Here is a 25346-nt window from a genome sequence, read left to right on the forward strand (position 1 = left end):
TTCGAGGTCGCGGGCGCGCTGTCGGGCACCGGCCCCGCCTTCCTGTTCCGCTTCATCGACGCGCTCGCCGCGGCGGGACGCGCCGGTGGCATGGACGTGGACGATGCCGCCGCGGTGGCGATGGTCACCGTCGCGGGCGCGGCCGCGATGGCATCGGCGAGCGACCGCTCGCCCGCCGCGCTCGCCGACGCGGTTGCCAGCCCCGGCGGCATGACGCGCGAGGGGCTGAACGTGCTCGACCGCGGCTCCGCGTTGAACGACCTGCTTACCCGCACGCTCGACGCGGCGATCGCGCGCGGTCGCGAGATGGCGGCGGAGCGGCGCGCGAGCTGAACCCGCAGCCTCCGCGCGGCTCTTACCGGCGCAGCGCCTCGACCCGCGGCATTTCCTCGGGCGGGATCAATCCCTCGAGCACCGCCCAGAACCCCGTCACCGCGTTCATTCCCGCGCGCGAGTAGGCGGCGGACAGCCGCTCGCGCAGCGCCTCGAACAATTGCGCCTCCAGCGCGGTGCCTTCCTCGGTCAGCCGCAGCAGCCGCTGCCGCCGATCGCGCTCGCCGGGACGCGTGTCGACCAGGTTGCGCTCGATCAGCTCGTTCAGCACGCGGCCGAGCGACTGCTTGGTGATGTTGAGCAGCGCCAGCAGCTCGCTGACCGGCATGTCGGGCCGGCGGGCGATGAAATACAGCGCGCGGTGGTGCGCGCGGCCCAGCCCCTGCTTCGCCAGCCCGCGGTCGATCGCGCGTGTAATGTGGCTGTTTCCGAAGTAGAGCAGCTCCATGCCCCGACGCAGCTCGGGCTCCCGAAGAAACTGCGGCGACGCGATCTGGGAAGGGGCGGGCTGGGGTGGGGCAGTCATGTTGACCGGCTTTGCCATCGCCCATAACCGACCGCAACCCGCTTTGCGGCGCATCAGATCTGGAGGAACCCCCGTGTTCGCGCTTGACCCTCATCCCACGCCCGTCTCCGTCGAGGACCGCACCGCGCGGCTGGTGGATCCGGTGTTCGGGCGCGTGTTCACCGACCACATGGCGGTGATGCTCTACAACGAGGAGCAGGGCTGGCACGACGGCCGCGTCACCGCGCGCGCGCCGCTGACGATGGACCCGGCCTCCGCCGTCCTCCACTACGCGCAGGAGATATTCGAGGGCATGAAGGCGTACCGGCAGGAGGACGACAGCGTCGCCCTGTTCCGCCCGCGCGCCAATGCCGAGCGCTTCCGCTCGTCCGCGCGCCGCATGGCGATGCCCGAACTGCCCGACGAGCTGTTCCTGGCCTCTATCCACGCGCTGGTGAGGACCGATCGCGACTGGATCCCGACCAGCGCGGAAGGCTCGCTCTACCTGCGCCCGTTCATGATCGCGTCGGAGGTGTTCCTGGGCGTGAAGCCCGCCGCGCAGTACATCTACATGGTGCTCGCCTCCTCGGTCGGCGCCTATTGGAAGGGCGGGGCGCGCGCCGTCTCATTGTGGGTCAGCCACGATTACACCCGCGCGGCCCCCGGCGGCACGGGTGCTGCCAAGTGCGGCGGCAATTACGCCACCAGCCTCGTCGCGCAGCAGGAGGCGATCCGCCGCGGCTACGACCAGGTCGTGTTCCTCGACGCCGCCGAGCGCCGCTGGATCGAGGAGCTGGGCGGCATGAACATCTTCTTCGTGTTCGACGACGGCTCGATCCAGACGCCGGCGCTGACCGGCACCATCCTGCCCGGCATCACCCGCGACTCGATCCTGACGCTCGCGCGCGATCAGGGGCTGGTCGTGCGCGAGGAGGCCTATTCGCTCGACCAGTGGCGCTCCGACGCCGCCAGCGGGCGACTGGTGGAGAGCTTCGCCTGCGGCACCGCCGCGGTGGTCACGCCGATCGGCCGCGTCGCGGGGCCGGGCTATGAGTTCACGATCGGCGACGGCGCGACGGGCGCGACGACGCAGCGCATCCTCGATACGCTCAACGCGATCCAGCGCGGCCGCGCGCCCGACCCGCACGGCTGGCGCGAGCCCGTGCTCGGCTGATCCGCACCGGCAGAGCGGAACGCACGCGCGCGCGGTTCATTCCCCTTCCTGCACTGCACAGAGGACCCGCTTGATGATCCGTCCGCTCGCCTCGCTCGCGCTCGGCACCGCCTTCGCCGCCGCTGCCGTCTCGGCCGCCCCGCGCGCCGCCGCGCCGGCCGCGACCCCTTTCCGCGTCGGTCAGGTCGAGGTCGTCGCCTTGCGCGACGCGGTCAACGTCGTGCCCAACGACGGCGAGACGTTCGGGATCAACCAGTCGCCCGCCGCCGTCGCCAACGTGCTGCGCGCGCGCGGCGCACCCGCCGACCCGATCACGCTCGGCGTCGACCAGTTGCTCGTCCGCCTGCCCGGGCGCCTCGTGCTGATCGACACCGGGCTCGGCCCGAAGGCGAGCGGCACCCTGATCCAGAGCCTAGCGGCGGCCGGCGTCCAGCCCGGTCAGGTCACCGACGTGCTCATCACCCACGGCCATCCCGACCACGTCGGCGGGCTGGTCGACGCCGCGGGCAAGTCCGCCTTTCCGCGCGCGGCGATTCGCATGTCCGCGCCCGAGTGGCAGGCGACGCAGCAGGGGCGCGGCGCCGCGGTGGTGCCCGTGATCGAGCGGCAGGTGAAGACCTTCGTGCCGGGACAGCAGGTGCTGCCCGGCATCACCGCGGTCGCGCTTCCCGGCCACACGCCGGGACACAGCGGCTACCGTATCACCTCGGGCAAGCAGAGCCTGCTCGTCATCGGCGACCTCGCGCACAGCGCGGTCGTCTCGCTCGCGAAGCCCGAATGGGCGATCCAGTATGACGGCAACAAGCCGCTGGCCGAGCAGACCCGCGTGCGCGAACTCGCGCGGCTGGCGGCGACGCATCAGCGCATCTTCGCAGGTCACTTCCCGTACCCCGGCATCGGCTACGTCGTCCGCTCGGGCGGGGGCTACGCCTTTCGCCCCGAGCGGCGCTGATCACCGGCCCCTCCCGCAATGGAGAGGAGCCGGCGACACTCAGTTCATCAATTCAACCGCCATCGCCACGGCCTCGCCGCCGCCGATGCACAGCGACGCGAGCCCACGCTGCTCGCCGCGGTTCTCCAGCGCGCCGAGCAGCGTCGCCAGCACGCGCGCGCCCGACGCGCCGATCGGGTGACCCAGCGCGCACGCACCGCCGTTGACGTTCAGCTTCTCGTGGTCGAGCCCCAGGTCGCGCATCGCGATCATCGCGACGCAGGCGAACGCCTCGTTGACCTCGAAGAGGTCGACCTCATCCTTCGACCAGCCCGCGCGCTCCAGCGCCTTGCGCATCGCGGCGACCGGCGCGGTGGTGAAACGGGCAGGGGCGTGCGCGTGCGCGGCGTGGGAGACGACGCGCGCGACCGGCTTGATCCCCAGCCGCTCCGCGACCGACAGCCGCGTCATCACCAGCGCCGCCGCGCCATCGGAGATCGACGATGCGTTCGCCGCCGTGATCGTGCCGTCCTTCGCGAACGCCGCCTTCAGCGTCGGGATCTTGGCGACGTCGCCCTTGGCGGGCTGCTCGTCCAGGCTGACGGTCGTGCTGCCCTTGCGCCCGGGTACCTCCACCGACACGATCTCGCGGTCGAACGCGCCCGACTTCTGCGCCGCCTGCGCGCGCTCGAGCGACTTGATCGCGAAATCGTCCTGCGCGGCGCGCGTGAACTGATATTCCTGCGCGGTCTCCTCCGCGAACACGCCCATCGCCTTGCCCGGCTCGTACGCGTCCTCCAGCCCGTCGAGGAACATGTGGTCGAACAGGCGGTCGTGCCCGATCCGCGCGCCGCCGCGGTGCGCCTTCGACAGGTACGGCGCGTTGGTCATGCTCTCCATCCCGCCCGCGACCAGCAGGTCGATCGACCCTGCGCCGAGCGCCTCCGCGCCCATGATCGCGGCCTGCAGCCCCGAACCGCACATCTTGTTGAGCGTCGTCGCCTCGACGTGCTCGCCGAGCCCCGCGTAGATCGCCGCCTGCCGCGCCGGCGCCTGGCCCAGCCCGGCCGACAGCACGTTGCCCATGTAGACGCGCTCGACCGCGTCCGCGCTCACGCCCGCGCGCTCCACCGCCGCCTTGACCGCGGCCGCGCCCAGTTGCGGCGCGCTCGCGCCGGCGAGGCTGCCCTGCATCGACCCCATCGGGGTCCGCGCGTAGGAAAGGATGACGACGGGATCGCTGGCCATGACAAGCTCCTTCAGGACGGTCGGCCTGTGTCGTGCCGACGCTGGTTGCTGCACTGCACCTAAGATATGCGGTCGCCGATTGCCAGAGGTTGGAGGTTCTCATGACGGTCGCGTGCTGGGTCGGGTTGCTGGGCGTCGCGGGCGCGATCGCGGGCAGTTTCCTGTCCACGATCGTCGTGCGCTGGCCGGCGGACCGCTCGGTGCTGCGCGGCCGATCGGCGTGCGACGGCTGCGGGCGCACGCTCGGGTCGTGGGAACTGGTCCCGATCATCAGCGCGCTCGCCGCCCGCGGGCGCTGCCGCACCTGCGGCGCGCGGATCGACCCGCGGCACCTCGCCTTCGAGCTCGGCTGCGCCGCGATCGGCGCCGTGTCCGCGCTCGCCGCCCCGGGGCCGGCGGGGGTGGCGGGCGCGCTGTTCGGCTGGCTGCTGCTGACGCTCGCCGCGCTCGACGCCGCCGAGCTGTGGCTCCCCGATCCGCTCGTCGCCGTGCTCGCGCTCGCGGGCGTGGCGAGCGCGATCTGCGCGCCGCCGCCGCTCGCCGACCGGCTGATCGGCGGCGCGGCCGGGTTCGCGACCTTGTGGGCGGTCGCGCGCGGGTACCGTCGCCTTCGCGGGCGCGAGGGGCTGGGCGGGGGCGATCCCAAGCTGTTCGGCGCGATCGGCCTGTGGCTCGGCTGGCGCATGCTGCCAGCGGTGCTGCTGCTCGCCGGCCTCGTCGGGCTCGGGCTGGTGCTGTTCCAGTCGCTGCGCGGCCGCGCGGTCACCGCCGACGACGCGCTGCCGTTCGGCACCTTCCTCGCCGTCGCGGCTTACCCGGCGTGGCTCGTCATGGTAATCCTCGCGCCATGATTGCCGCACTCCTGCTCGCGATGCTGCTCGCCCCCACGACCGTCGCCGCCGAACCGCGCCCGCCGGCGTCGATCGACGGCTATCCGATCGGCGGGATCGGGCGGCAGTCGCTGCCCGCGAAGGGGTGCGCGGCCTATCTGTTCAGTACGGGCGAGACGCGGACGCTGGTCGCGATGGCGGCGGCGGACGCGGGCACGCTGCGGATCGCGCTCGACGGGCAGGTGCGCGACTACGCGCGCGACGTCCCTAACACCGCGGTCGATCTCGGCTTCGCGACCCAGACGCGCTACGTCGCCGGCGACACCGCCGCGACGCTCAGCATGACGATCACGCGTCGCCCCGACCTTGCGCAGGGGGCGATTGTCTCGGACGCGACGCTGCTGGTCGAGCGCGCGGGCAGGGACGGCGTCATCATGCCGCTCGCCGGGATGATCGGCTGCGCGACCTAAGAACAGAAATGGGGCAAACAGAAACGGGAAGGGGAGAGTGCGATGCGTGACCTGTTGGACGCTCAGCGTGCCGCGTTCATGGCGGCGCTGCCCGAACCGTTGGCGGTCCGCCGCGACCGGCTGACCCGCGCCGCGGCGATGATCGCCGACCACGCCGACCGCCTATGCGACGCGCTGTCGGACGATTTCGGCCACCGCAGCCGCGACCAGTCGATGATGACCGACATCGCCAGCTCGGTCGCGCCGCTCCGCCACGCGCTCAAGCATCTCGACGCCTGGGCGGCGCCGGAGAAGCGCAAGGTTCAGTTCCCGCTCGCGCTGCTCGGCGCGAAAGCGGCGGTCGAGTACCAGCCCAAGGGCGTGGTCGGCGTGATCGCACCGTGGAACTTCCCCGTGAACCTCGTCATGTCGCCGCTCGCCGGCGTGTTCGCGGCGGGCAATCGCGCAATGGTGAAGCTGAGCGAGTTCACCCCCGCGACGGCCGCGCTGATGACCGAGATCGCCGCGCAGTATTTCGACTCGACCGAGCTCGCCTTCGTCGAGGGCGGACCGGAGGTCGGGCAGGCGTTCGCCGGGCTGCCGTTCGACCATCTGATCTTCACCGGCGCGACCGGCATTGCACGCCACATCCTCCACGCCGCCGCGGACAATCTCGTGCCGGTCACGCTCGAACTCGGCGGCAAGTCGCCGGTGATCGTCGGGCAGGACGCCGATATCGCGCGCACCACCGCGCGCGTCGCGCTCGGCAAGATGCTCAATGCCGGGCAGATCTGCCTCGCGCCCGATTACATGCTGGTCAGGCCCGAGCAGGAGGAGGCGGTGGTCGCCGGCCTCCGCTCGGCGGCGTCGGCGATGTATCCGACGCTGCTCGCCAATCCCGATTACACCGCGATCATCAACGATCGCCATCACCGGCGGCTGACCGACTGGGTCGAGGACGCGCGGGCGAAGGGCGCGCGGGTCGAGGTGGTCAACCCGGCGGACGAGGACTTCGCCGCCACCAACAACCGCAAGATGCCGCTGACGATCGTGCGCGACGTGACCGACGACATGACGCTGATGCAGCAGGAGATCTTCGGCCCCGTGCTGCCGATCCGTCGCTACGATACGCTGGGCGGCGCCATCGACGAGGTCAACCGGCGCGACCGCCCGCTCGCGGTCTACTACTTCGGCGACGACGAGCGAGAGCAGCGCCAGGTGCTCGATCGCACGATCTCGGGCGGCGCGACGATCAACGACGTCGTCTTCCACGTCTCGATGGAGGATCTGCCGTTCGGCGGCGTCGGTCCCTCGGGTATGGGCAGCTACCACGGGGACGACGGCTTCCGCACCTTCAGCCACGCCAAGGCGGTCTACCGCCAGCCCAGGATCGACATCGCGAAGCTCGCCGGGCTCAGGCCACCCTACGGCAAGGCGACCAGGCGCGGCATCGCGCAGCAGATGCGCTGATCGAGTCTCGGCGGCTCCACGACCGCCTACAATGAAAAGCCCGGCGGATCGTCACCGCCGGGCCGCGTCGTTCCCTACGAGAAAACGTTCCTAGTGCGAGGAACTGATCTCTTCCTTCAGCCGCAATTTCTGCTTCTTCAGGTCCGCCAGCAGCGCCGAGTCGGGCCTTGGCCGCAGCGACTCCGCGTGTATCCGCTCGTCTAGCGTGGCATGCTTGGCTTCCAGCGCCTGCACATGGGCAGTCTGCATCGCACTTTCCTCCTTCGTGGTTGAACGAGACTGGTGAGTGAACCACCAACTCGTGTGAAAGTCTCGTGACAATCGACGGCGATCGGATGGACGGCACCCATCGCGCGACGACGTGAGATTTGCGGCGCGCGCAGGCGTCGGCTGCCGTATAGAGGCTGCGCGATGGTCGCTGGGGACGTGAGCGGGTGGACGAACAACATATCCTGGCGCGGCTGAACCTGCTGCGGATCGAACACCGCGATCTCGACAGCGCGGTCGCCGCCTTGTCGGACGGCGGCGTGCCCGACCAGCTGCAACTCGCGCGGTTGAAGAAGCGCAAGCTCAAGCTGCGCGACGAGATCAGCCAGCTCGAGGATTATTTGATGCCCGACAGCATCGCCTGATCCTCAGATGATACCCATCCCGAAATGATACTGCGCGCCCGCCCGATCCGACCACGCGAGCGTGGCGCGCGCGACCCTGCTGTGTCACGGTTCTGACCCATGCTGCACCGCTTCCCTGACCACCGTATCCATCGCCGGCTGATCGATTCGGTGTACGTCGAGGCGATGCTGCTCGCCGACGAGGCGCGCAGCTACTTCGACGAGGTCGGACGCTCGGAGCGCGAGCTGCTGTCGCCGATGGCGCGCGTCGCCTTCTCGTGCGAATCGCTCAAGGTCACCACGCGGCTGATGCACGTCATCGCCTGGCTGCTGACGCAGCGCGCGGTGATCGCGGGTGAACTGTCGGCGGCGCAGGCGACCGAGCCGTCGCGTCGGCTGGGCGAGGCGCCCGATACCGAGCCGCTCGTCGCCGCCGATTTGCCGCCGCACGCGCGTCGCATGATCGACGCGAGCATCGACCTGCACCGCCGCGTCGCCCGCCTCGACGCCGCGCAACTGCGCGACGTGCCCGACCCCAGCCCCGCGCGCGCCATGCTCGACCGCCTCGCCACCGCCTTCTGAACGGGCGCCGCGAGCCAGCACGCCCAACACATACTTAACGTCACCCCGGACTTGATCCGGGGTCCCGCTTACTTCTCACAGGCGCGACGAGGGCACTCGGCACCGCTCGCATCGCGCGGGCGTCATCCGATCCACCCCGATCAGGCCGCCGCCGCGACCCCGATCCGCGCGCGCGCCGCCAAATACTCGCGCTCCAGCCGGTCGACCCGCGCCGCCACCGTCTCGACCTTGTCGATCGATCCGATCCCCTGGCCCGATCCCCAGATGTCGCGCCACGCCTTGGCCTTGCCGGCATTGTCGCCGCCGCCGAAGTTCATCGTCTTGTAGTCGCCCGCGGGCAGATTGTCGGGGTCGAGCCCCGCCGCCTGGATCGATCCGCGCAGGTAATTGCCGTGCACGCCGGTGAACAGGTCCGAGTAGACGATGTCCGCCGCGCGCCCCTCGACGATCCCCTGCTTGTAGCGGTCGTCCGCGTTCGCCTCGTCGGTCGCGATGAAGATCGAGCCCGCGTAGGCGAAATCCGCGCCCATCGCCTCGGCGGCCAGCACCGCGTCGCCGGTGCCGATCGACCCTGACAGCGCCAGCGGCCCGTCGAACCATTGCCTGATCTCGCTCACCAGCGCGAAGGGCGAGGTGCGCCCGGCGTGCCCGCCCGCGCCCGCCGCGACCGCGATCAGCCCGTCCGCGCCCTTCTCGATCGCCTTGCGCGCGAAGCGGTCGTCGATCACGTCGTGCATGGTGATGCCGCCCCAGCCGTGGACCGCGTCGTTCACCTCCGCGCGCGCGCCGAGCGAGGTGATCGTGATCGGCACCTGCCACTTGGCGCAGACCGCCAGATCCTGCTCCAGCCGGTCGTTCGACTTGTGCACGATCTGGTTGACCGCGAACGGCGCGGCGGGGCGATCGGGATTGGCGCGGTTGTGCGCGGCCAGTTCCTCGGTGATCCGGTGCAGCCACTCGTCGAGCAGCGTCGCCGGCCGCGCGTTCAGCGCCGGGAACGAGCCGACGATCCCCGCCTTGCACTGCGCGATGACCAGCTCCGGGCCGGAGATGATGAACAGCGGCGAACCGATAATCGGCAGGCGCAGGCGGGAGAGGATCGCAGGCTTGGACATAAGTCGGGTTATGCAGACGCGGCCCCGGCTGTCCAGCGTGCTATTCGACCTCCCGCAGCTCCGCCGCCGCGGCGCGTCCGTTCTCGACGTAATGCGCCGCCGATACCTTCAGCATCGCGATCGCGCGCTCGTCCAGCTGCCTGACCGCCTTCGCCGGGCTGCCGACGATCAGGCTGCCGGGCGGGAACGTCTTGCCCTCCGTCACCAGCGCGCCCGCGCCGACCAGGCAATCGTCCGCGATCACCGCGTTGTTGAGCACGGTCGCGCCCATGCCGATCAGCACGCGGTTGCCGATCGTGCAGCCGTGCAGGATCGCGTGGTGCCCGACCGTCACGTCCTCGCCGACCGTAAGCGGCGCACCTGGATCAGAGTGGAGCATCGCGCCTTCCTGCACGTTGCTACGCGCGCCGATCGGGATCGGCGTGTTGTCGGCCCGGATCACCGCGCGGAACCACACGCTCACGTCCTCGCCCAGGATCACGTCGCCGATCACGTCGGCGCTCGGCGCGACCCAGGCGCTCGGGTGGCGGGTCGGGCGTTTGTTCTTGAACGCGTAGAGCGGCATGCGTCGGGTTCCCTCTCCTGATTTCGACCGGGCCGGGTGTTCCAATCCAGCACGTCCCGTTCCGGCACGCGCGTTAACCAATGGCGTTGATCGACCGAAACGTAAACGTCGCGTTTACCAGCACCATGAAACGCAGACTTGTTCTCACCAACGAAGCCGCCGGCCACCCATTCCGCCGCACGCTGCCGCCGCCCGCGGTTCCGGCCAAGGTGCGCCGCGACGACGACGACGTACGCCTGTTCGTGCTGAGCTTTTTCGCTTTCTTTATCTGCTTCTACACGCTCATCCTCTGACGATTGCTCAACCCGCGCAATCGTCCGCCGGGCACCCGTCGAAGCAGGCGCGGTGCAGCTTCAGCGCCAGCCACGCGCTGACCAGGCACATGCCGGCGACCACGAACAGCAGGTCCTCGGCGGTCACCCCCGCCATGCTGATCGCGGTCACCACGCCCGCACCGATCACCATCGCGCCCGAGTTGACGACGTTGTTCGCCGCCACCGTGCGCGCGGTCTGGTCCTCCGCCACCGTGGTCGTCAGGAAGGCGTAGAGCGGCACCACGAACATGCCGCCCGTCACCGCGATCGCGAGCAGCACCAGCAGCACCAGCGCGGCGCGCGGCTGCGCGATGAACGCGGTCCAATCGTACAATTGCCCGGCGGGTGCCGGATCCCAGGTGCGGACCAGCAGCGAGAAGATCACCACGAACACGCCCATCGCGATGACCGAGGCGGGGGCGTAGCGCGCCGAGATGCGGCCTTTCAGCAGCGTGTTGATGACGACCGATCCGATGGCGATGCCGATCGACAGCGTGCCGGTGAAGATGCTGGCGACCTGCTGGCTGGTGGTCAGCACGTTCTTCACCAGCGGTGGGAAGATGATGATCAGCACCGCGCCGATCGTCCAGAAGAAGCTGATCGAGCAGATCGCCAGGAACAGTCGCGGGATGTGCAGCGTCGCCGACACCAGCCGCCACGACGATCGGAACGGGTTCAGGTCGAGCGCGATCGGCGGCCCCAGCCGCGGCGCGGGCGGCACGTACCGGCCGGAAAACCAGCCGATCGCGGCGATCACCAGCACGCCGACCGCGGCGCTGTGCGGCGTGATCCACCCCGCCACGACGGTGCCGGTCAGGATCGCCAGATACGTGCCCGCCTCCACCAGCCCGGTACCGCCCAGCACGTCGCCGCGCGCGAGATGCTGCGGCAGGATCGCGTATTTGATCGGCCCGAAGAAGGTCGAGTGCATGCCCAGCAGGAACACCGCGCCCAGCATCAGCGCGATGCCCGTCGTCTGGTATGCGGTATGCGCGACCAGCAATCCGGCCGCGCCGACCAGCATGATGCCGATCTCCGCCGTCTTCACGATCCGGATAATCCGCGCCTTGTCGTGGCTGTCGGCCAATTGCCCGGCCAGGGCCGAGAACAGCAGGAACGGCAGCGTCGAGAGCGCGGTCGCCAGCGCGTTGAAGCTCTGCTCCACCTTGGCATCGTTGAAGATCGCGTAGGTCGCGAACAGGACCATCGCCTGCTTGAACATATTGTCGTTGAAGGCGCCCAGGAACTGGGTGGTGAACAGCGGCAGGAAATTGCGGCGTTTCAGGAGCCCGAGGGCATTGATCATGACGCGAGAAAAGGCCCGTCCTGTGGCGAAACAGCGGCCGGCATAGCGACTTAGCGGGCAGGGACCAATGCCGATTGTGCGGGCAGGGGGCGACCGACCCGGAACGCTGCCGGTGAAGTGACCCGCTTGGCCGCGTGGTGTGAGCGCCAACGCGCCCCATGCGCCGCGCCACAATCCGGCCGCTCGGGACAGGAATCACCCTCCCAACGCCCGTCATCCCGGGCTCGACCCGGGATCCCGCTTCTTGCCCCCGCCAGAGCCAAGCGGAACTCCGGATCGAGTCCGGCGTGACGAGCAAGAGCAGGACGGTTCGACCCGCACCCACACCGAACGACCCTTATCAACACCCCTAATGACCCGGCCGCGCATCCGCCGCCACCCGCCACGCCCCTTGCACCGCGCGCCGTCGCGGTCCAAGCGTGGACGGATCATGTTGTCGCTTCCCAATATCCTCACGCTGTCGCGCATCGTGATGGTGCCGCTGCTCGTCTGGTTCCTGTGGTGGCCGACCTGGGCGGCGGGGTTCGGCATCGCCTTCGCGCTCTACTGCCTGATGGGTGTGACCGATTACTTCGACGGATACCTGGCGCGCGCGCAGGGAACGGTGTCGAAACTCGGCGTGTTCCTCGACCCCATCGCGGACAAGATCATGGTCGCCGCGGTCATCCTGATGCTGGTGGGAACGCGGCACGACGATGTCGCGGTCATCACCGGCGTCCACATCATCGCCGCGCTCGTCATCCTGCTGCGCGAGATCGCGGTGTCGGGGCTGCGCGAGTTCCTCGCCGGGCTGCAGGTGTCATTGCCGGTGTCGAAGCTTGCCAAGTGGAAGACGACGCTGCAACTCGTCGCCTTCGGCGCGCTGATCCTGGCCGGCGCGCTGCCGGCGGAGACGTGGATCAAGGCGGTCGGGCTCGCCAGCCTGTGGGGCGCCGCCGCGCTGACGCTGCTCACCGGGTGGGATTACCTGCGCGTCGGTATCAGGCACATGGACTAAGCCGGTGCAATTGTTATATTTTGCCTGGGTTCGGGAGCGTGTGGGCGTGGGCGAGGAGCAGGTCGCACCACCCGCCGAGGTCGCTACCGTCGCCGACCTGGTCGCCTGGCTAGCGACCCGCAGCGACGGCCACGCCGCCGCCTTCGCCGAGCCGGCGCGGCTGCGCGCCGCGGTCGATCAGGCGTTCGTGCCGCTCGACACGCCGATCGCCGGCGCGCGCGAGGTCGCGATCTTCCCGCCGGTAACCGGCGGATGAGCGACGGGAACAGCGACGCGGCGATCCGCGTGCTCGTCACCACCGACGCGATCGACGTCGCGGCCGAGCTGGCCGCGCTCGAGCAGGGCGGGGCGGTCGCGACCTTCACCGGGCTGGTCCGCGCCGACGACGGCGTCGCGACGCTGGAGCTCGAACATTATCCCGGCGCGACCGAGGCGGCGCTGCGTCGGCTGGCGCAAGAAGCCGCGCGCCGCTGGTCGCTCGCCGCCGCCACGATCGTCCACCGTGTCGGCCCGATGCACCCGGGCGAGCGCATCGTCTTCACCGGCGCGGCCTCCGCGCACCGCGCCGCCGCGCTGGAGGCGTGCGCCTTCCTGATCGATCGGCTCAAGACCGACGCGCCGTTCTGGAAGCGGGAAGTCGTCGGCGGGCAGTCGCGCTGGGTCGAGGCACGCGCCGCCGACGATCACGCCGCCGACCGCTGGCGCTGACGCGCTGTCCTACACGCCCGGAACGCTCTAGGCGCTCGCCCCAGCTCCTTGAACCGCGCCCGTCCGATGACGGTCGCGCCGTCGATACCTGCCGCCGCGCCCCGAGCATTCCGACGCGCGCCGATGCGAACCCGGCCAGGCGCACCGATGCGCGTTGGCCTCACCTTAGCCTCACCTTCCGGCGCGCCGCCCGGTCGCAACGATGCGCGTTGGCCTCACCTTAGCCTCACCTTCCACTACGCCGCTCGACCGCGACGGTTCGCCTTGGCTTCACCTTAGCCTCACCTTCCAGCGCGACGCTCGGCGACGATGGTGCGCATTGGCTTCACCTTCGCTTCACCTTTCGCGTCAGCGCGCCGTCTTCAGCACGTCGGCCAGCAGCTGGAAATCGCGCTCGCGCGGCGATGCGCGTCGCCACACCAGCGCCAGCGTCCGGTCGGGATGCTCGGCGTCCAGCGGCCGTGCGGACACGCGCGTGTGGTCCAATATGCCCGCGTCGAGCGCGATCTTGGGCAGCATGGTGACGCCCAGGCCGTTGTCGACCATCTGCACCACCGTGTGCAGCGACGTGCCGAGCATCGTCGCTTCCGCGCGCAACTCGGGCCGGTTGCACGCCGCCAGCGCGTGGTCCTTCAGGCAGTGCCCGTCTTCCAGCAGCAGCAGTCGCGTCTCGTCGATATCGGCCGGCTGGATCGCGGCGGGGGAGGCGAGCATCTCGCCCTCGGGGAAGGCAAGGTAGAGCCGATCGTCGAACAACGGCGCCACCGCCACGTCCCCGCACGAGAAGGGCAGCGCGAGCAGCACGCAGTCGGCGCGGCCATTGGCCAGCGCCTCGCACGCCGGGCCGCTCGGCTCCTCGCGCAGGAACAGCTTCAGGTCGGGATAGTCGGCGCGCAACCGCGGCAGGATACGCGGCAGCATGAACGGCGCGATCGTCGGGATGACGCTCATCCGCATCTCGCCCGACAACGGCCGCCCGGCGGCGCGCGCCATGTCGCCCAACTCCTCCGCCTCGCGCAGCACGCGGCGCGCCTTGGCCGCGATCTGCTCGCCCAGCGGCGTGAAGCGCACCACCCGCCGCGTGCGCTCGACCAGCGTCACGCCGATCAGCGTTTCCAGCTCACGCAGACCCGCCGACAGCGTCGACTGCGTGACGAAACACGCGTCCGCCGCACGCCCGAAATGGCCGTGGTCCTTGAGTGCGATCAGATATTGCAACTGCTTCAGCGTCGGCAGGTAGGTGGCTGACATCATCGCTCCATTCGATCGCGACGCCTGGGATAGACGATACGCTCGATCAGGCAAGCGCCCGCGCCGCGCTACATCAGCACGGCGACGATCAGCCAGGGTTACCGGCAGGCGCACGATCAGTCGTCGGTCGATGTTGCCGTGGTTCACGTGGCTGCTCTTCGACACCGCGGTGGTGAAGGTCCCGACGATATGGACGGCGGCGGACGCCCGCGCCGGCGCGACGCCCACCACCGCCACCAGCAACACGTTGCAGATCACCTCGAATGCCATGACCAGCGCCCCGTCGATCAGCTGCGCCGCGAAGCCGATTGCGATAAACGGCAGGATCGCGGACAAGTCGTTCAGGCTCAGGTCGGGCATGTCGCCGTTCTGGCAAGGTCGCGCGGCGTGGTAGACATATAAACCCTGCGCGAGCGCTCGGCTTTGTTCGATGCTGGAAAAGACTCAGGTTCGCACCTAAGTGGCGTGCTCACGCGTATAGGGGCGCGGTACCATGTCACTGTTCTCTTACCTCGAATCGATCCGTGCTCGTGACCCGGCACCGCGCAGCCGCGCCGAGATCCTGACCTACCCCGGCGTGTGGGCACTCGGCTGGCACAAGCTCGCGCACCGGTTGTTCCGGCACAGGATGTTCTTTCTCGCTCGCTGCGTGAACCATTTCTCGCGCGCGACCACCGCGATCGACATACACCCGGGTGCGACGATCGGGCGCAACTTTTTCATCGACCACGGCTTCGTCGTGATCGGCGAGACGGCGGTGATCGGCGACAACGTGACGATCTACCAGTGCGTGACATTGGGCGGGACCAGCCCCGACAACGGCATCGGCGGCAAGCGCCACCCGACGATCGCCGACGGCGCGATCATCGGCTCGGGCGCGCAGGTGCTCGGCCCGATTACGGTCGGCCCGCGCGCCCGCGTCGGCGCCAATGCGGTGGTGACCCGCGACGTGCCGGCGGGCGCGGTGATGGTCGGCATCCCGGCGCGGCCCACGATGGTCGAGGGCGGGCAGGCGCCCGAGCGACGCTTCGTGCCCTACGGCACGCCCTGTTCGGAGATGTTCGATCCCGCGACGCAGCAGGTCGAGATCCTGCGCTGCGAGCTGGAGGCGATGCGCAAGCGGCTTGACGCGCTGCTCGACGAGCAGGATCGGCGTCGCGCCTGATGGGCAGCGTAACACCCTTTCCACGGCCGTCATCGGCGCCGTCGCAGGTGCCGTTCGAGCGGGCCGAGCTGACTCGCATCCTAGACCTGTACGGGCGCATGGTCGCGGCGGGGCATTGGCGCGATTACGCGATCGATCTTGGCCGCGAGGCGGCGATCTTCTCGGCCTTCCGCCGCGCCACCGAGCGGCCGGAGTTTCGCATCGAGAAGCGCCCCAGCCTGCGTCAGCGGCAGGGCATGTGGGCGCTGGTCGGCGAGGCGGGGCAGGTGATCAAGCGCGGGCACGAGCTCGGCCCGGTGCTGGCGCCGGTCGAGCGGCGCCTGCTCAAGCTGGTCGAGGAATGAGGCGGGAGCGTCCGACGTGGGCGCCCCCGCTCGACGATCAGCCTTCCTGAAGCTTCGTGCCGATCAGTATCGCCTGCGCCGCGCCCGAGTCAGGCACGATCTCACCGGTGCGATCGATGATCTCGGCCCAGTGCGCCGCGATCCCCTCGGGCGAGAGGTCGTCGCCCTTGAGCGCGACACCCTGCGTCAGCGTGACGTAGCTCGCCTGGAACACGCCCGCGCCCGCGCCGAGTATCTGATTGGTGGGCGCATCCTCGCTGACCAGGAACAGCGCGGCGGGCACGACCTTGTCGGGTGAGAAGGCGTCGAATAGCTGTTCGGGGAAGATATCCTGCGTCATCCGCGTGCCCGCGGTCGGGGCGAGCGTGTTGACCTTGATGTTGTTCTTCGCGCCCTCGAGATAGAGCGTCTTGGTCAACCCCGCGAGCCCGAGCTTGGCCGCGCCGTAGTTCGCCTGACCGAAATTGCCGAACAGTCCCGTCGACGAGGCTGTCATCAGCACGCGCCCGTAATTCTGCTCGCGGAATGTTTCCCAGCACGCCTTGGTCGCGTTGGCGGAGCCGATCAGGTGCACCTTGACGACGAAGTCGAAGTCGGCGGGCTCCATTTTCACGAACGACTTGTCGCGCAACACGCCCGCGTTGTTGATCAGGACGTGGACGCCGCCCCACTTCTCCTTGGCCTGCGCGACCATCTCGACCATCTGGTCGTACTCGGTGACGCTGGCGCCGTTGGCGATCGCCTGTCCGCCCGCTGCCTCGATCTCCGCCACCACCTTCTGCGCGGCGTCGGACGCTCCCTGGCCACTGCGGTCGCCACCCAGATCGTTGACCACGACCTTCGCGCCGCGGCGCGCGAGCTCGAGCGCATACTCGCGGCCGAGACCGCCGCCCGCACCGGTGACGATAGCGACCTTGTCGTCGAAACGAATGGACATGGAAAAGGCGCTCCTGCGTGAAAACTGGAGCGCCTTTCCATACTCATCATTCAAACGGGCGCAACCGCCCGCTTGATGTGCTTAGCGGCGGCGACCGGTCGCCCGGCGCGACCCGCGTGCGTCGCTCGCCTGCGTGCAGCCGTCGTACTGACCGGCCTTGCAGATCGGGTAGCTAGCCTTGGGTGCGGGTGCGGGGTAGGCCGTGGCGGGATCCTGCGCCGCCTGATAGCGGACGGTCGCACCCGGCATCATCTGACCGCTCATCGCGGGCTGGGTAGGCTGGTAGCCACCCGCCGGGGTCGCCATCGTGCCATCACCGCCGGTGGTCGGCGCGGGCATGGTCTGCGACTGGCTCATCGGCGCGTTCTGCAGCGAACCCTGCATCGGCATGTTGGGGTCGGAAGCGGTCGGCGGCGTCGACATCGACGGGTCGGACGACGGCATCGTCGTCGAGTCGGTCGGCGGCGCGGTCTGGTCCTGCGGCATCATCGCGCCGCCGTCGGTGGGTGTGGTGGTCTGCGCGATGGCGGGAACCGCGATGAATGCGGCGGCTGCGAATAGGATCGACTTCATGAGAACTCTCCTGCCGAAAAAGGTCGTGTGAAAGACACGCGGTTCGAGCAACGTGCGATCGGCAGGAAGGGTCCATCGTTGCGGTAGCGATCCGACGCCGAACGCCGAAACGGTGCCGCTCCGGGATCAATCAACGTCGGAGCGTCGTCCTCAGTGCCCGGCGTCGAGCGCGTAACCGGCCGAGCGGACGGTGCGAATGATGTCGGGACGCCCGCCCTCGTTGATCGCCTTGCGCAGGCGTCGGATATGCACGTCCACGGTGCGGCTCTCGATGTCGCTGTCGTGTCCCCAGACGCTGTCGAGCAGCCGCTCGCGCGAGAAGACGTGGCCGGGATGTTCGAGAAAATGCTTCAGCAGGCGGAACTCGGTAGGACCGAGCGGGATCACCTCGCCGCTGCGGCGTACCTTGTGGCCGACCGTGTCCATTTCGAGGTCGGAATAGCTCAAGGCCTCGCCCGCGAGCGCGGGACGGACGCGGCGCAGCACCGCGCCAACGCGCGCGACCAATTCGCGCGGCGAGAATGGCTTGGTGACGTAATCGTCGGCGCCCGTTTCCAGCCCGCGGACGCGGTCCTCCTCTTCGCCGCGGGCGGTCAGCATGATGATCGGGACGTTCTGCGTCTCGGCGGCTCGGCGCAGGCGGCGGCAGACCTCGATTCCGGAGATCCCCTCGACCATCCAGTCGAGCAGCACGATGTCGGGCGGCGTCTCGCGCGCGAGAAGCAGCGCCTCCTCCCCGTCAATCGTGTGCTGCACGTCAAAATTCTCGCGGCTGAAATGCCAGACGAGCAGTTCGGCGAGGCTCGCGTCGTCCTCGACCAGCAACATGCGTGCGCGTGCCATCCTGGGTCAGCTCCTCTTGGAAAAGGTGGGTTCGGGCCGTTCGCGGTCGGCGATCGGCGTGCCGTGCGCGGCGAAGTGGATCATCTCGGCGACGTTGGTCGCGTGGTCGCCGATCCGCTCCAGATGCTTGGCGACGAACAGCAGGTGCGCGCACTGGCTGATCGTTTTTGGATTCTCGACCATGTAGGTGACTAGCGTGCGAAAGATGCTGTCGTAAAAATCGTCCAACGCGTCGTCGCGCTCGCAGATCGCGATCGCGGCGTCTGGGTCGCGCGCGGCGAAGGCGTCGAGCACGTCGCGCACCATGTCCGACGCCATGCGCGCCATCGCAGGAAGCGTCGAGATCGGGTCGATGCGGTGCTCGCTCTCGATCTGCGGCACGCGCTTGGCAATGTTCTTGGCATAGTCGCCGATCCGCTCGACCACTGTCGCAATCTTGAGCGCCGCTACCACCTCGCGAAGGTCGTTCGCCATCGGTGCGCGCAGTGCGATGATGCGGACCACGGCGCGCTCGACTTCGTGCTGGATCGCGTCGATCTTCTTGTCATCGATGCGCACCTGCGCGGCGAGTTCATGGTCACCGCGCTGGAGGGCCAGCATCGCACTGCCGATCGCCGCCTCGGCGAGCCCGCCCATCTGCGAGATTAAACCTCGCAGTTGGCCGATATCCTGATCGAACGCCTTGACCGTATGTTCCTGGCTGCTTGCCATGCGTCTGCCCTTCAGCCGTACCGGCCGGTGATGTAATCCTTGGTCCGCTCCTGGCGGGGATTGGTGAAGATGTCGGACGTGTCGCCGTACTCGATCAATTGTCCGAGGTGGAAGAAGGCGGTGCGCTGGCTGACGCGCGCGGCCTGTTGCATGTTATGCGTCACGATTACGATCGCGTAGCGGCCGCGCAGGTCATGGATCAGCTCCTCGATCCTAGCGGTGGCGACGGGATCGAGCGCCGAGCAGGGCTCGTCCATCAGGATGACTTCCGGGTCGACCGCGATCGCGCGCGCGATGCACAATCGCTGCTGCTGACCACCCGATAGCGCGGTGCCCAAGTCGGACAGGCGATCCTTCACCTCGTTCCACAATCCCGCTCGGCTGAGCGAGCGCTCGACGATGCGATCAAGTTCGGCCTTCGACTGTGCCAGCCCATGTATCTTCGGGCCGTAGGCGACATTCTCGTAGATCGACTTGGGGAACGGATTGGGTTTCTGGAACACCATGCCGACGCGCGCGCGTAGTTGCACCACATCCATCTCACGTGCGTATATATCCTCGCCGTCTAATCGGATGTTGCCCGACACGCGCGCGGTCGGAATGGTGTCGTTCATGCGGTTCAGGCTGCGAAGGAAGGTTGACTTGCCGCAGCCCGAGGGTCCGATGAAGGCGGTGACGTCCTGACTGTAGACGTCGATCGACACGTCGCGGATTGCGTGATTTGATCCGTAGGACACGTCGACGTGGCTGGCGGTCATCTTCGGCGGGTTGTTGCTCATCACCAGCGCGTCTCGAAACGGTTGCGGAGGAAGATCGCGACGCCGTTCATCGCGAGCAGGAAGACGAGCAGCACCAGGATCGCGGCCGACGTCTTCTCGACGAAGCCGCGGCTGACCTGATCCGACCAGAGGAAGATCTGCACCGGCAATGCGGTGGCGGGGTCGGTCAGGCGATCGGGCGGGGCAGCGATAAAGGCGCGCATGCCGATCATCAGCAGCGGGGCGGTCTCGCCCAGCGCGCGCGCCATGCCGATGATCGTACCGGTCAGGATGCCGGGGGCGGCGAGGGGAATGACGTGGTGCGACACGACCTGGATCGGCGACGCACCGACCGCGAGTGCGGCGTCGCGGATCGAGGGCGGCACCGCGCGGATCGCGTTTCGCGACGCGATCACGATGACCGGCATCGTCATCAACGCCAGCGTCAGCCCGCCGACGATCGGTGCCGAACGCGGCAGGTGAAAGGTACCTAGGAAGACCGCCAGGCCGAGCAGCCCGAAGACGATCGAGGGAACGGCGGCGAGATTGTTGATCGAAACTTCGAGGAAATCGGTCGCGCGGTTCCGCGGCGCATATTCCTCCAGGTAGATGGCCGAGAATACGCCGATCGGAAAGGCCAGCGCTAGCGTGACGAGCATCAGCAGCAGCGATCCCTTGAGCGCGCCCCAGATGCCCGCACGCGTCGCGTCGGTCGAGTCGGCGCCGGTGAAGAAGTCCCAAGCGAGCCCGCGCGACAGATGTTGCCTCAGGGCTGCAACCGATCGCTCCGCGACAGGTGTCCCGCTTCCCTTCGCCGCGATGTCGATCGCGCTCGCGACCGGAAGGTCGATGGTGAACGGGTGTTCGAGCAACTGCGGGTCACGCTTGACCCGGTCGCGCACGCGCAGCCACGCGCCATCCGACAGCAGCGCGGCACCACCCTGCGACGGATAGGCGCGGTTCGCCGCGGCATCCACCGCGCGCTCCAGCCCCGCGCCGGCGAGCGCCAAATCGGCGCCCGCGCCGCTGAGCCTGTCCGGCGTGAGACCCAGCCGCGCTTGGCGCAGGTCGAGCGGGACGGCGAAGCGCGTCTCGACGAAACCTTGATGGCCTTGCGCGATCATCACGACGAGCAGGAAGGCGAGGAAGCTTGCCGACACGACCACCGCGCCGAGCCCGAGCAGGCGGAATCGACGTTCCGCGGCGTAGCGACGGCGAATACGCCGCTCCATCGCGCCGCTGCGCCAGTCGGTCGGGCGATGCGGCTCGACCTCGGCGGCGCTCACCGGCACCTCTGGGACGAGCGACTTACTCATATGCCTCGCGGTAGCGGCGTACGACGATCAGCGCGACGACGTTCAGGAGCAGTGTGACGACGAACAGCGTGAGCCCGAGTGCGAAGGCGGCGAGCGTCTTGGCCGAGGTGAACGCCGCCTCGCCGGTGAGCAGGTCGACGATCTGCTTGGTGACGGTGGTGGTGCTGGCGAACGGATTGAGCGTCAGCGTGGCGATGCCGGATGCGGCCATGACGACGATCATCGTCTCGCCGACCGCGCGGCTGACCGCGAGCAGCACGCCGCCGATCACGCCGGGCAGTGCGGCCGGGACGAGCACGCGCTTGATCGTCTCCGCGCTGGTCGCGCCCATCGCGAAGCTGCCGTCGCGCATCGCGGCGGGTACGGCGGCGAGCGAGTCGTCCGCCATCGAGGATACGAATGGGATGATCATGATGCCCATCACCAGCCCGGCGGCCAGCGCACTCTCCGACGAGGCTGAGGCGATACCGAGTGCAGCGCCGGCTGACCGCACAGCGGGTGCGACGGTCAGCGCGGCGAAATAGCCATAGACAACGGTCGGGACGCCCGCGAGCACCTCCAGGAGCGGTTTGATCCAGCGGCGCGCGCGCGGCGTGGCATATTGGGTCAGGTAGATCGCGCTCATCAGCCCGAGCGGCACCGCGACCGCCATCGCGATCACCGCACCGATGAAGAACGTACCCCAGAACAGCGGGACCGCGCCCAGCGTCGCGCCGGGATCACGCGGATCGATCACGCTCGGGCTCCAGCGCGTGCCGAGCAGAAAGTCGCCGATCGGCACCACGCGGAAGAAGCGTGCGCTCTCGACCAGCAGGCTGAGGACGATGCCGACCGTGGTTGCGATCGCCACCAGCGAGGCAGCGAGCAGCAGCGCCATCACCAAGCGTTCGTTGCGGGTACGCGCGGAGAAGCCCGGCCGCACGCGAAGGAACGACCACGCGCCGCCTGCGAAGGCGAGCAGCAACGCGATGGCGGTGCCGATCGTATCGAAGCGCGCCTGTGCCGCGGCATAGGCGGGGGCGAGCGCACTCGCGAGTGGGGTAAACGCGCCGTACGGGCGCCCGGCGGCGATCTCGCGCGCTTCGGATAGGATCGACGCGCGGTCGTATCCGGCCGGCGGCAGCGTAGCGGCGCGCGGAGTGGCGAGCACGGCGTCGGTCACCAGCGCGGGTGAAATCAGATACCAGATCAAGAGAAAGGCCAGCGCGGGCACCACGGTGCACAAGGCGACGTACCAGCCGTGATGCTGCGGCAGGGAGCTGAACCGCTGCCGTGCGACGCGGCGGAAGCGCCGCGCGCGCGTCCGCGCCACGACCCAGGCAACGAGTCCTAGCGCGGCGATCAGGAACAGGAGCGTCAACGACGACATCAGTCGAGGCTGTGCGGGTCGAGCGGGCGATTGTGCAGGATCGTGTCGGCGGCACGTGCGCGCACGATTGCCGGGCTGGGGATCAGCCCGCGCCGCGTCAGCGCGCCGCCCGGCGCCCAGTTCGCGGCGTAGAGCGCGAGAAAGCGGCGCAGCCCTGGCACTGCGCGCAGGTGCGCGCGCTTGACGTAGACGAACAGCGGGCGCGCGCCGGGATAGCTGCCGTCGGCGATCGTCTGGTATGTCGGCGCCACGCCGCTGATCGCGACACCGCGCACCGCGTCGCTGTTCTCCTCCAGGTAGCTGTAGCCGAAGATTCCAAGCGTCTCGGGATTGGCGCCAAGTTTCTGCACGATTAGATTGTCGTTCTCGCCCGCGTCGATATAGGCGCCGTCCTCGCGCACGGTCAGGCAGCGCGCGTCGAATGCGGCGGGATCCCGTTCGCGCAACGGCACTGCGCTGGGATCAAGGGCCTCGCACCCGCGCGCGAGGATCAGTTCGGCGAAGGCCTCGCGCGTGCCGCTGGTCGCGGGTGGACCGTAGACGCGAATCGGCGTCGCGGGCAGTGCAGGATCGAGGTCGCGCCAGGTGCGGCTGCTGTTCGGCCGCCCGCCAGGCGCGGCGGCGAGCGCGCGAAAGATCAGCGCGGGGGTCAGTTGCATCGGCGGGCCCTGCCGCGCCTCGGCGATGGCGATGCCGTCGATTCCGATCTGCACCTCCATCAGGTCGCCCGCACCGTGGCGCGCGCACTCGTCATATTCGCTGCGCTTCATCCGGCGCGACGCGTCGACCAGATCGGCGTGGGCGGCACCGACCCCGGCGCAGAACAGGCGGATACCCGCGCCCGTGCCGGTCGATTCGATCACCGGTGGGCGTGCGTCCGGGTTGGCGGCCAGGTACTGCTCCGCCACCAGCGTGGTGAAAGGGTAGACGGTGGATGAGCCGACAACGCGGATCTGGTCGCGCGTGCCCGCTCCGCCGCCCGCCGCCTGATCGACACAGGCGCCGAGCGCGACCGACAGCCATGCCGCGAGCGCCAGAACGAGACGACGCATCGATTCCCCGAACAGACGGTCGCGCCCCCGCGGCGCCGACCCGCGCGATCCCCCGTGTGACACTCGCGTTACCGCTTGATGACAGCACTCCCCGGGAGTGGCACGGATCAGCGTTCCGCGGCGCGCAGCGTTACCGTGACGCGCGTACCTTGACCAAGGGTGCTGGCGATGTCGAGCCTGCCGCGGTGGCGCTCGACGATGTGCTTGACGATCGCGAGCCCGAGTCCGGTGCCGCCGAGCGAGCGGCTGCGCCCGGCATCGACGCGGTAGAAGCGCTCGGTCAAGCGCGGGATGTGCTCGGGCGCGATACCCTCGCTCTCGTCCTCGATCCGCACCATCACCGCGTCGCGCGCGCCTGCCTGCACGGTGACCGTCACCGGCGTTCCGTCGCGCCCGTACTTCATCGCGTTGCCGATCAGATTGTGCAGCACCTGCGACAATTGCACACGGTCACCCGCGACCGGCAATACACCCTCGTCCATCCGCAGCACGACGTCATCGCCGCGCGTGCCGTGGCTGTGGCGCAGCGCCTCGTGCACCTCGATCGCCAGCACGCCCAGGTCTACCGTCGCGGAGGGAAGGCGGAACTTCTCCGCCTCGATCCGCGACAGGCTCATCAGGTCTTCGACCAGCCGCTCCATGCGGGTCGCCTCGTCGAACACGATATTTAGGAAACGGCGGCGGATCGCCGGGTCCTCGCCCGCCTCTTCGCTCAGCGTCTCGACGTATCCGAGGATCGAGGACAAGGGCGTCCGCAGCTCGTGGCTGGCGTTCGCGACGAAGTCGACGCGCATCCGCTCGGCGGCGTGCTGGCCGGTCTGATCGAGCAGGTGGACGATCAGCGTGCCCGGCGCAGTCTCGGTTGCGCGCATCTGCCAGCGGCGATCCTGCGCGCCGAGGCCGACAAGCTCGATCGGCGCGCTGCCGCGCTCGTTCGTCGGCATCGACAGGTAATCGCTCGCGGCCGGGTGACGGATCGCGGTGCGCACGTCCTCGCCGATGATGTGTTGTCCCAAGACCAACCGCGCGGGCGCATTTGCCGCGATCACGCGGCCATCCCGCACCATGACAACCGGGTCTAGGATCGCTTCCAGCACCGGCGCGAGCTCCAACGGCTGGTCGCCGTCGCCCGGCGCATCAGGCTCGGCGAGGTCGTTGTCACCAATACTGCGCGCGATCACGGTCGCGGCCGCCCCGCCCACAAGCGCGATCAGCGCGAGCTGCACGTCGCGCGAGTAAGCGAACATGATGGTCGCGGTCACCACCGCTACCATGCCGGCGAGCCAGGTGCGGAGCGCGAATCCTTCGATCACGACTGACTGCGTAGTCGGTTCGCCAAGGACGGCAAGCGCGAACGTCACGGCGCAACGCAAGCATGGTAAACGTACGGGAATGGCACGGGCGCTTCCGCGGCCCTCTGGTTCGGCTTGTGGCGGCATTAGTATTGTGGAAGGGCTTGGCTGGATAGAAGAGGCCGATGACCGACACGCCGAGCACCACAGCCGAAGACGAAGCGGGCGCACCCACGCGTCGCCGCGCGCTGATGCTGGGAGCGGTGAGCGCTGCTTCGGTGGTGTCGATCCGTCCCGCGCTGGCGCAGGCCGCAGGCTCGGTTCTGATGTGCGACATTCCGGTGCCCGACGCTGGCCGCGCACGCGGCTACATCAGCAAGGACGGACAGGTCGTGGCCGCCGGAACCGCGGGCGCCTTCGCGCCGCCCGGTCGTCCGCTGAAAGGCGAAGAGGTGCGGCGTGCGCTGGCGAGCGGGTCAAATCTGCCAGGCTACGATTACGAGCGGAGCCGCGCGTACCTGAAGTACGTCCAGCGGTTGCAGCGGGGCACGGCGGGGTTCACCTGCTTCGCCTCGGTTCAGATGCTGCGGAAGTAGG

At 69.0% G+C, this 25346-nt stretch carries 30 protein-coding genes and 1 pseudogene; 15 read left to right on the forward strand and 16 right to left on the reverse strand.

What is annotated here, in order from left to right:
- The coding region (locus ACFDS6_RS03635; RefSeq protein ID WP_375270747.1) for a pyrroline-5-carboxylate reductase dimerization domain-containing protein at positions 1-333 on the forward strand (333 nt) is incomplete at its 5' end.
- Between the two features lie 22 nt (positions 334-355).
- Here the strand turns inward: ACFDS6_RS03635 and ACFDS6_RS03640 are convergent.
- A complete protein-coding gene (locus ACFDS6_RS03640) occupies positions 356-859 on the reverse strand; it encodes a MarR family winged helix-turn-helix transcriptional regulator (protein ID WP_375270748.1) in 504 nt (167 codons plus the stop codon).
- A gap of 73 nt (positions 860-932) precedes the next feature.
- On the opposite strand from ACFDS6_RS03640, the gene ACFDS6_RS03645 reads away from it, so the two are divergent.
- Together ACFDS6_RS03645 and ACFDS6_RS03650 are read left to right on the forward strand one after the other, a co-directional pair.
- The gene (locus ACFDS6_RS03645; RefSeq protein ID WP_375270749.1) at positions 933-2012 is read left to right on the forward strand and encodes a branched-chain amino acid aminotransferase; all 1080 of its coding nucleotides are present in this window, start codon (positions 933-935) and stop codon (positions 2010-2012) included.
- 73 nt (positions 2013-2085) lie between these two features.
- Positions 2086-2964, forward strand: coding sequence for an MBL fold metallo-hydrolase (locus tag ACFDS6_RS03650; protein ID WP_375270750.1), 879 nt, complete (start codon positions 2086-2088; stop codon positions 2962-2964).
- Positions 2965-3003: 39 nt separating this feature from the next.
- On the opposite strand, the gene ACFDS6_RS03655 is transcribed toward ACFDS6_RS03650, so the two are convergent.
- A complete protein-coding gene (locus tag ACFDS6_RS03655; protein WP_375270751.1) occupies positions 3004-4191 on the reverse strand; it encodes an acetyl-CoA C-acyltransferase in 1188 nt (395 codons plus the stop codon).
- 101 nt (positions 4192-4292) lie between these two features.
- Here ACFDS6_RS03655 and ACFDS6_RS03660 point away from each other — a divergent pair, with 101 nt between their 5' ends.
- The 3 genes and pseudogenes from ACFDS6_RS03660 to ACFDS6_RS03670 all read left to right on the forward strand — a co-directional run.
- Positions 4293-5042, forward strand: coding sequence for a prepilin peptidase (locus ACFDS6_RS03660; protein ID WP_375270752.1), 750 nt, complete (start codon positions 4293-4295; stop codon positions 5040-5042).
- Positions 5039-5491, forward strand: a complete 453-nt coding sequence (locus ACFDS6_RS03665; RefSeq protein WP_375270753.1) for a hypothetical protein — start codon at positions 5039-5041, stop codon at positions 5489-5491. The genes ACFDS6_RS03660 and ACFDS6_RS03665 overlap by 4 nt, the downstream gene beginning before the upstream one ends.
- 15 nt (positions 5492-5506) lie before the next feature.
- Positions 5507-6940 (forward strand): annotated as a pseudogene (locus ACFDS6_RS03670) (coniferyl aldehyde dehydrogenase); the annotation flags it as partial.
- A gap of 90 nt (positions 6941-7030) precedes the next feature.
- On the opposite strand, the gene ACFDS6_RS03675 reads toward ACFDS6_RS03670, so the two are convergent.
- The gene (locus ACFDS6_RS03675; RefSeq protein ID WP_375270754.1) at positions 7031-7189 is read right to left on the reverse strand and encodes a YdcH family protein; all 159 of its coding nucleotides are present in this window, start codon (positions 7187-7189) and stop codon (positions 7031-7033) included.
- Positions 7190-7374: 185 nt separating this feature from the next.
- On the opposite strand from ACFDS6_RS03675, the gene ACFDS6_RS03680 reads away from it, so the two are divergent.
- Together ACFDS6_RS03680 and ACFDS6_RS03685 are read left to right on the forward strand one after the other, a co-directional pair.
- Positions 7375-7572, forward strand: coding sequence for a YdcH family protein (locus tag ACFDS6_RS03680; RefSeq protein WP_375270755.1), 198 nt, complete (start codon positions 7375-7377; stop codon positions 7570-7572).
- 99 nt (positions 7573-7671) lie between these two features.
- Complete coding sequence (locus ACFDS6_RS03685; RefSeq protein WP_375270756.1) at positions 7672-8133, forward strand: DUF1465 family protein; 462 nt, start codon at positions 7672-7674, stop codon at positions 8131-8133.
- 140 nt (positions 8134-8273) lie between these two features.
- Here ACFDS6_RS03685 and ACFDS6_RS03690 read toward each other — a convergent pair whose 3' ends face one another.
- Together ACFDS6_RS03690 and ACFDS6_RS03695 are read right to left on the reverse strand one after the other, a co-directional pair.
- Positions 8274-9248, reverse strand: coding sequence for an NAD(P)H-dependent flavin oxidoreductase (locus tag ACFDS6_RS03690; RefSeq protein WP_375270757.1), 975 nt, complete (start codon positions 9246-9248; stop codon positions 8274-8276).
- 40 nt (positions 9249-9288) lie between these two features.
- Positions 9289-9813 carry a gamma carbonic anhydrase family protein gene (locus tag ACFDS6_RS03695; protein WP_375270758.1) on the reverse strand — a complete coding sequence of 175 codons (525 nt, stop codon included), beginning with the start codon at positions 9811-9813 and terminating at the stop codon, positions 9289-9291.
- Positions 9814-9893: 80 nt separating this feature from the next.
- Between ACFDS6_RS03695 and ACFDS6_RS03700 the strand changes: the two genes are divergently transcribed.
- Positions 9894-10106 carry a hypothetical protein gene (locus ACFDS6_RS03700; RefSeq protein WP_375270759.1) on the forward strand — a complete coding sequence of 71 codons (213 nt, stop codon included), beginning with the start codon at positions 9894-9896 and terminating at the stop codon, positions 10104-10106.
- A 7-nt stretch (positions 10107-10113) separates the two neighbouring features.
- On the opposite strand, the gene ACFDS6_RS03705 is transcribed toward ACFDS6_RS03700, so the two are convergent.
- A complete protein-coding gene (locus ACFDS6_RS03705; protein ID WP_375270760.1) occupies positions 10114-11433 on the reverse strand; it encodes an MFS transporter in 1320 nt (439 codons plus the stop codon).
- Positions 11434-11863: 430 nt separating this feature from the next.
- Between ACFDS6_RS03705 and pgsA the strand changes: the two genes are divergently transcribed.
- From pgsA to ACFDS6_RS03720, 3 genes are read left to right on the forward strand one after another with little or no spacing between them, the layout of a single operon-like run.
- The gene (pgsA, locus tag ACFDS6_RS03710) at positions 11864-12430 is read left to right on the forward strand and encodes a CDP-diacylglycerol--glycerol-3-phosphate 3-phosphatidyltransferase (RefSeq protein WP_375270761.1); all 567 of its coding nucleotides are present in this window, start codon (positions 11864-11866) and stop codon (positions 12428-12430) included.
- A gap of 4 nt (positions 12431-12434) precedes the next feature.
- Positions 12435-12686, forward strand: a complete 252-nt coding sequence (gene moaD, locus ACFDS6_RS03715; protein ID WP_375270762.1) for a molybdopterin converting factor subunit 1 — start codon at positions 12435-12437, stop codon at positions 12684-12686.
- Positions 12683-13138 carry a molybdenum cofactor biosynthesis protein MoaE gene (locus tag ACFDS6_RS03720; protein WP_375270763.1) on the forward strand — a complete coding sequence of 152 codons (456 nt, stop codon included), beginning with the start codon at positions 12683-12685 and terminating at the stop codon, positions 13136-13138. Before moaD ends, ACFDS6_RS03720 begins: the two co-directional genes overlap by 4 nt.
- A 348-nt stretch (positions 13139-13486) precedes the next feature.
- Here the strand turns inward: ACFDS6_RS03720 and ACFDS6_RS03725 are convergent, their stop codons facing one another.
- Positions 13487-14389: a hydrogen peroxide-inducible genes activator gene (locus ACFDS6_RS03725; protein ID WP_375270838.1), complete on the reverse strand. Its 903-nt coding sequence runs from the start codon at positions 14387-14389 to the stop codon at positions 13487-13489.
- A gap of 493 nt (positions 14390-14882) precedes the next feature.
- Here ACFDS6_RS03725 and epsC point away from each other — a divergent pair, with 493 nt between their 5' ends.
- Complete coding sequence (gene epsC / locus ACFDS6_RS03730; protein ID WP_375270764.1) at positions 14883-15554, forward strand: serine O-acetyltransferase EpsC; 672 nt, start codon at positions 14883-14885, stop codon at positions 15552-15554.
- Complete coding sequence (locus ACFDS6_RS03735) at positions 15554-15898, forward strand: DUF2794 domain-containing protein (protein WP_375270765.1); 345 nt, start codon at positions 15554-15556, stop codon at positions 15896-15898. Before epsC ends, ACFDS6_RS03735 begins: the two co-directional genes overlap by 1 nt.
- Positions 15899-15935: 37 nt before the next feature.
- Here the strand turns inward: ACFDS6_RS03735 and ACFDS6_RS03740 are convergent, their stop codons facing one another.
- From ACFDS6_RS03740 to ACFDS6_RS03780, 9 genes are all read right to left on the reverse strand, one after another.
- The gene (locus tag ACFDS6_RS03740) at positions 15936-16835 is read right to left on the reverse strand and encodes an SDR family NAD(P)-dependent oxidoreductase (protein WP_375270766.1); all 900 of its coding nucleotides are present in this window, start codon (positions 16833-16835) and stop codon (positions 15936-15938) included.
- 81 nt (positions 16836-16916) lie between these two features.
- Positions 16917-17408, reverse strand: a complete 492-nt coding sequence (locus ACFDS6_RS03745; protein WP_375270767.1) for a hypothetical protein — start codon at positions 17406-17408, stop codon at positions 16917-16919.
- 150 nt (positions 17409-17558) lie between these two features.
- Entirely contained in the window at positions 17559-18251 is a 693-nt protein-coding gene (gene phoB / locus ACFDS6_RS03750; RefSeq protein ID WP_375270768.1) for a phosphate regulon transcriptional regulator PhoB, read from the reverse strand.
- A 6-nt stretch (positions 18252-18257) separates the two neighbouring features.
- Entirely contained in the window at positions 18258-18962 is a 705-nt protein-coding gene (gene phoU / locus ACFDS6_RS03755; protein WP_375270769.1) for a phosphate signaling complex protein PhoU, read from the reverse strand.
- Positions 18963-18973: 11 nt separating this feature from the next.
- A complete protein-coding gene (pstB, locus tag ACFDS6_RS03760) occupies positions 18974-19741 on the reverse strand; it encodes a phosphate ABC transporter ATP-binding protein PstB (RefSeq protein ID WP_375270770.1) in 768 nt (255 codons plus the stop codon).
- Positions 19741-21036 (reverse strand): phosphate ABC transporter permease PstA, encoded by a 1296-nt coding sequence (gene pstA, locus ACFDS6_RS03765; RefSeq protein WP_375270771.1) that lies wholly within the window; start codon positions 21034-21036, stop codon positions 19741-19743. Before pstA ends, pstB begins: the two co-directional genes overlap by 1 nt.
- Positions 21029-22405 carry a phosphate ABC transporter permease subunit PstC gene (gene pstC, locus ACFDS6_RS03770; RefSeq protein ID WP_375270772.1) on the reverse strand — a complete coding sequence of 459 codons (1377 nt, stop codon included), beginning with the start codon at positions 22403-22405 and terminating at the stop codon, positions 21029-21031. Before pstC ends, pstA begins: the two co-directional genes overlap by 8 nt.
- On the reverse strand, positions 22405-23457 hold the full coding sequence (locus tag ACFDS6_RS03775; protein ID WP_375270773.1) for a substrate-binding domain-containing protein: 1053 nt from the start codon (positions 23455-23457) through the stop codon (positions 22405-22407). Before ACFDS6_RS03775 ends, pstC begins: the two co-directional genes overlap by 1 nt.
- Before the next feature lie 107 nt (positions 23458-23564).
- Complete coding sequence (locus ACFDS6_RS03780) at positions 23565-24770, reverse strand: sensor histidine kinase (RefSeq protein WP_375270774.1); 1206 nt, start codon at positions 24768-24770, stop codon at positions 23565-23567.
- Positions 24771-24934: 164 nt separating this feature from the next.
- Here ACFDS6_RS03780 and ACFDS6_RS03785 point away from each other — a divergent pair, with 164 nt between their 5' ends.
- Complete coding sequence (locus tag ACFDS6_RS03785; protein WP_375270775.1) at positions 24935-25345, forward strand: hypothetical protein; 411 nt, start codon at positions 24935-24937, stop codon at positions 25343-25345.
- Position 25346 lies beyond the last annotated feature (1 nt).

The sequence above is a fragment of the Sphingomonas sp. genome (genome assembly GCF_042095875.1).
In the GTDB taxonomy this organism is placed as follows: Bacteria; Pseudomonadota; Alphaproteobacteria; order Sphingomonadales; family Sphingomonadaceae; genus Sphingomonas.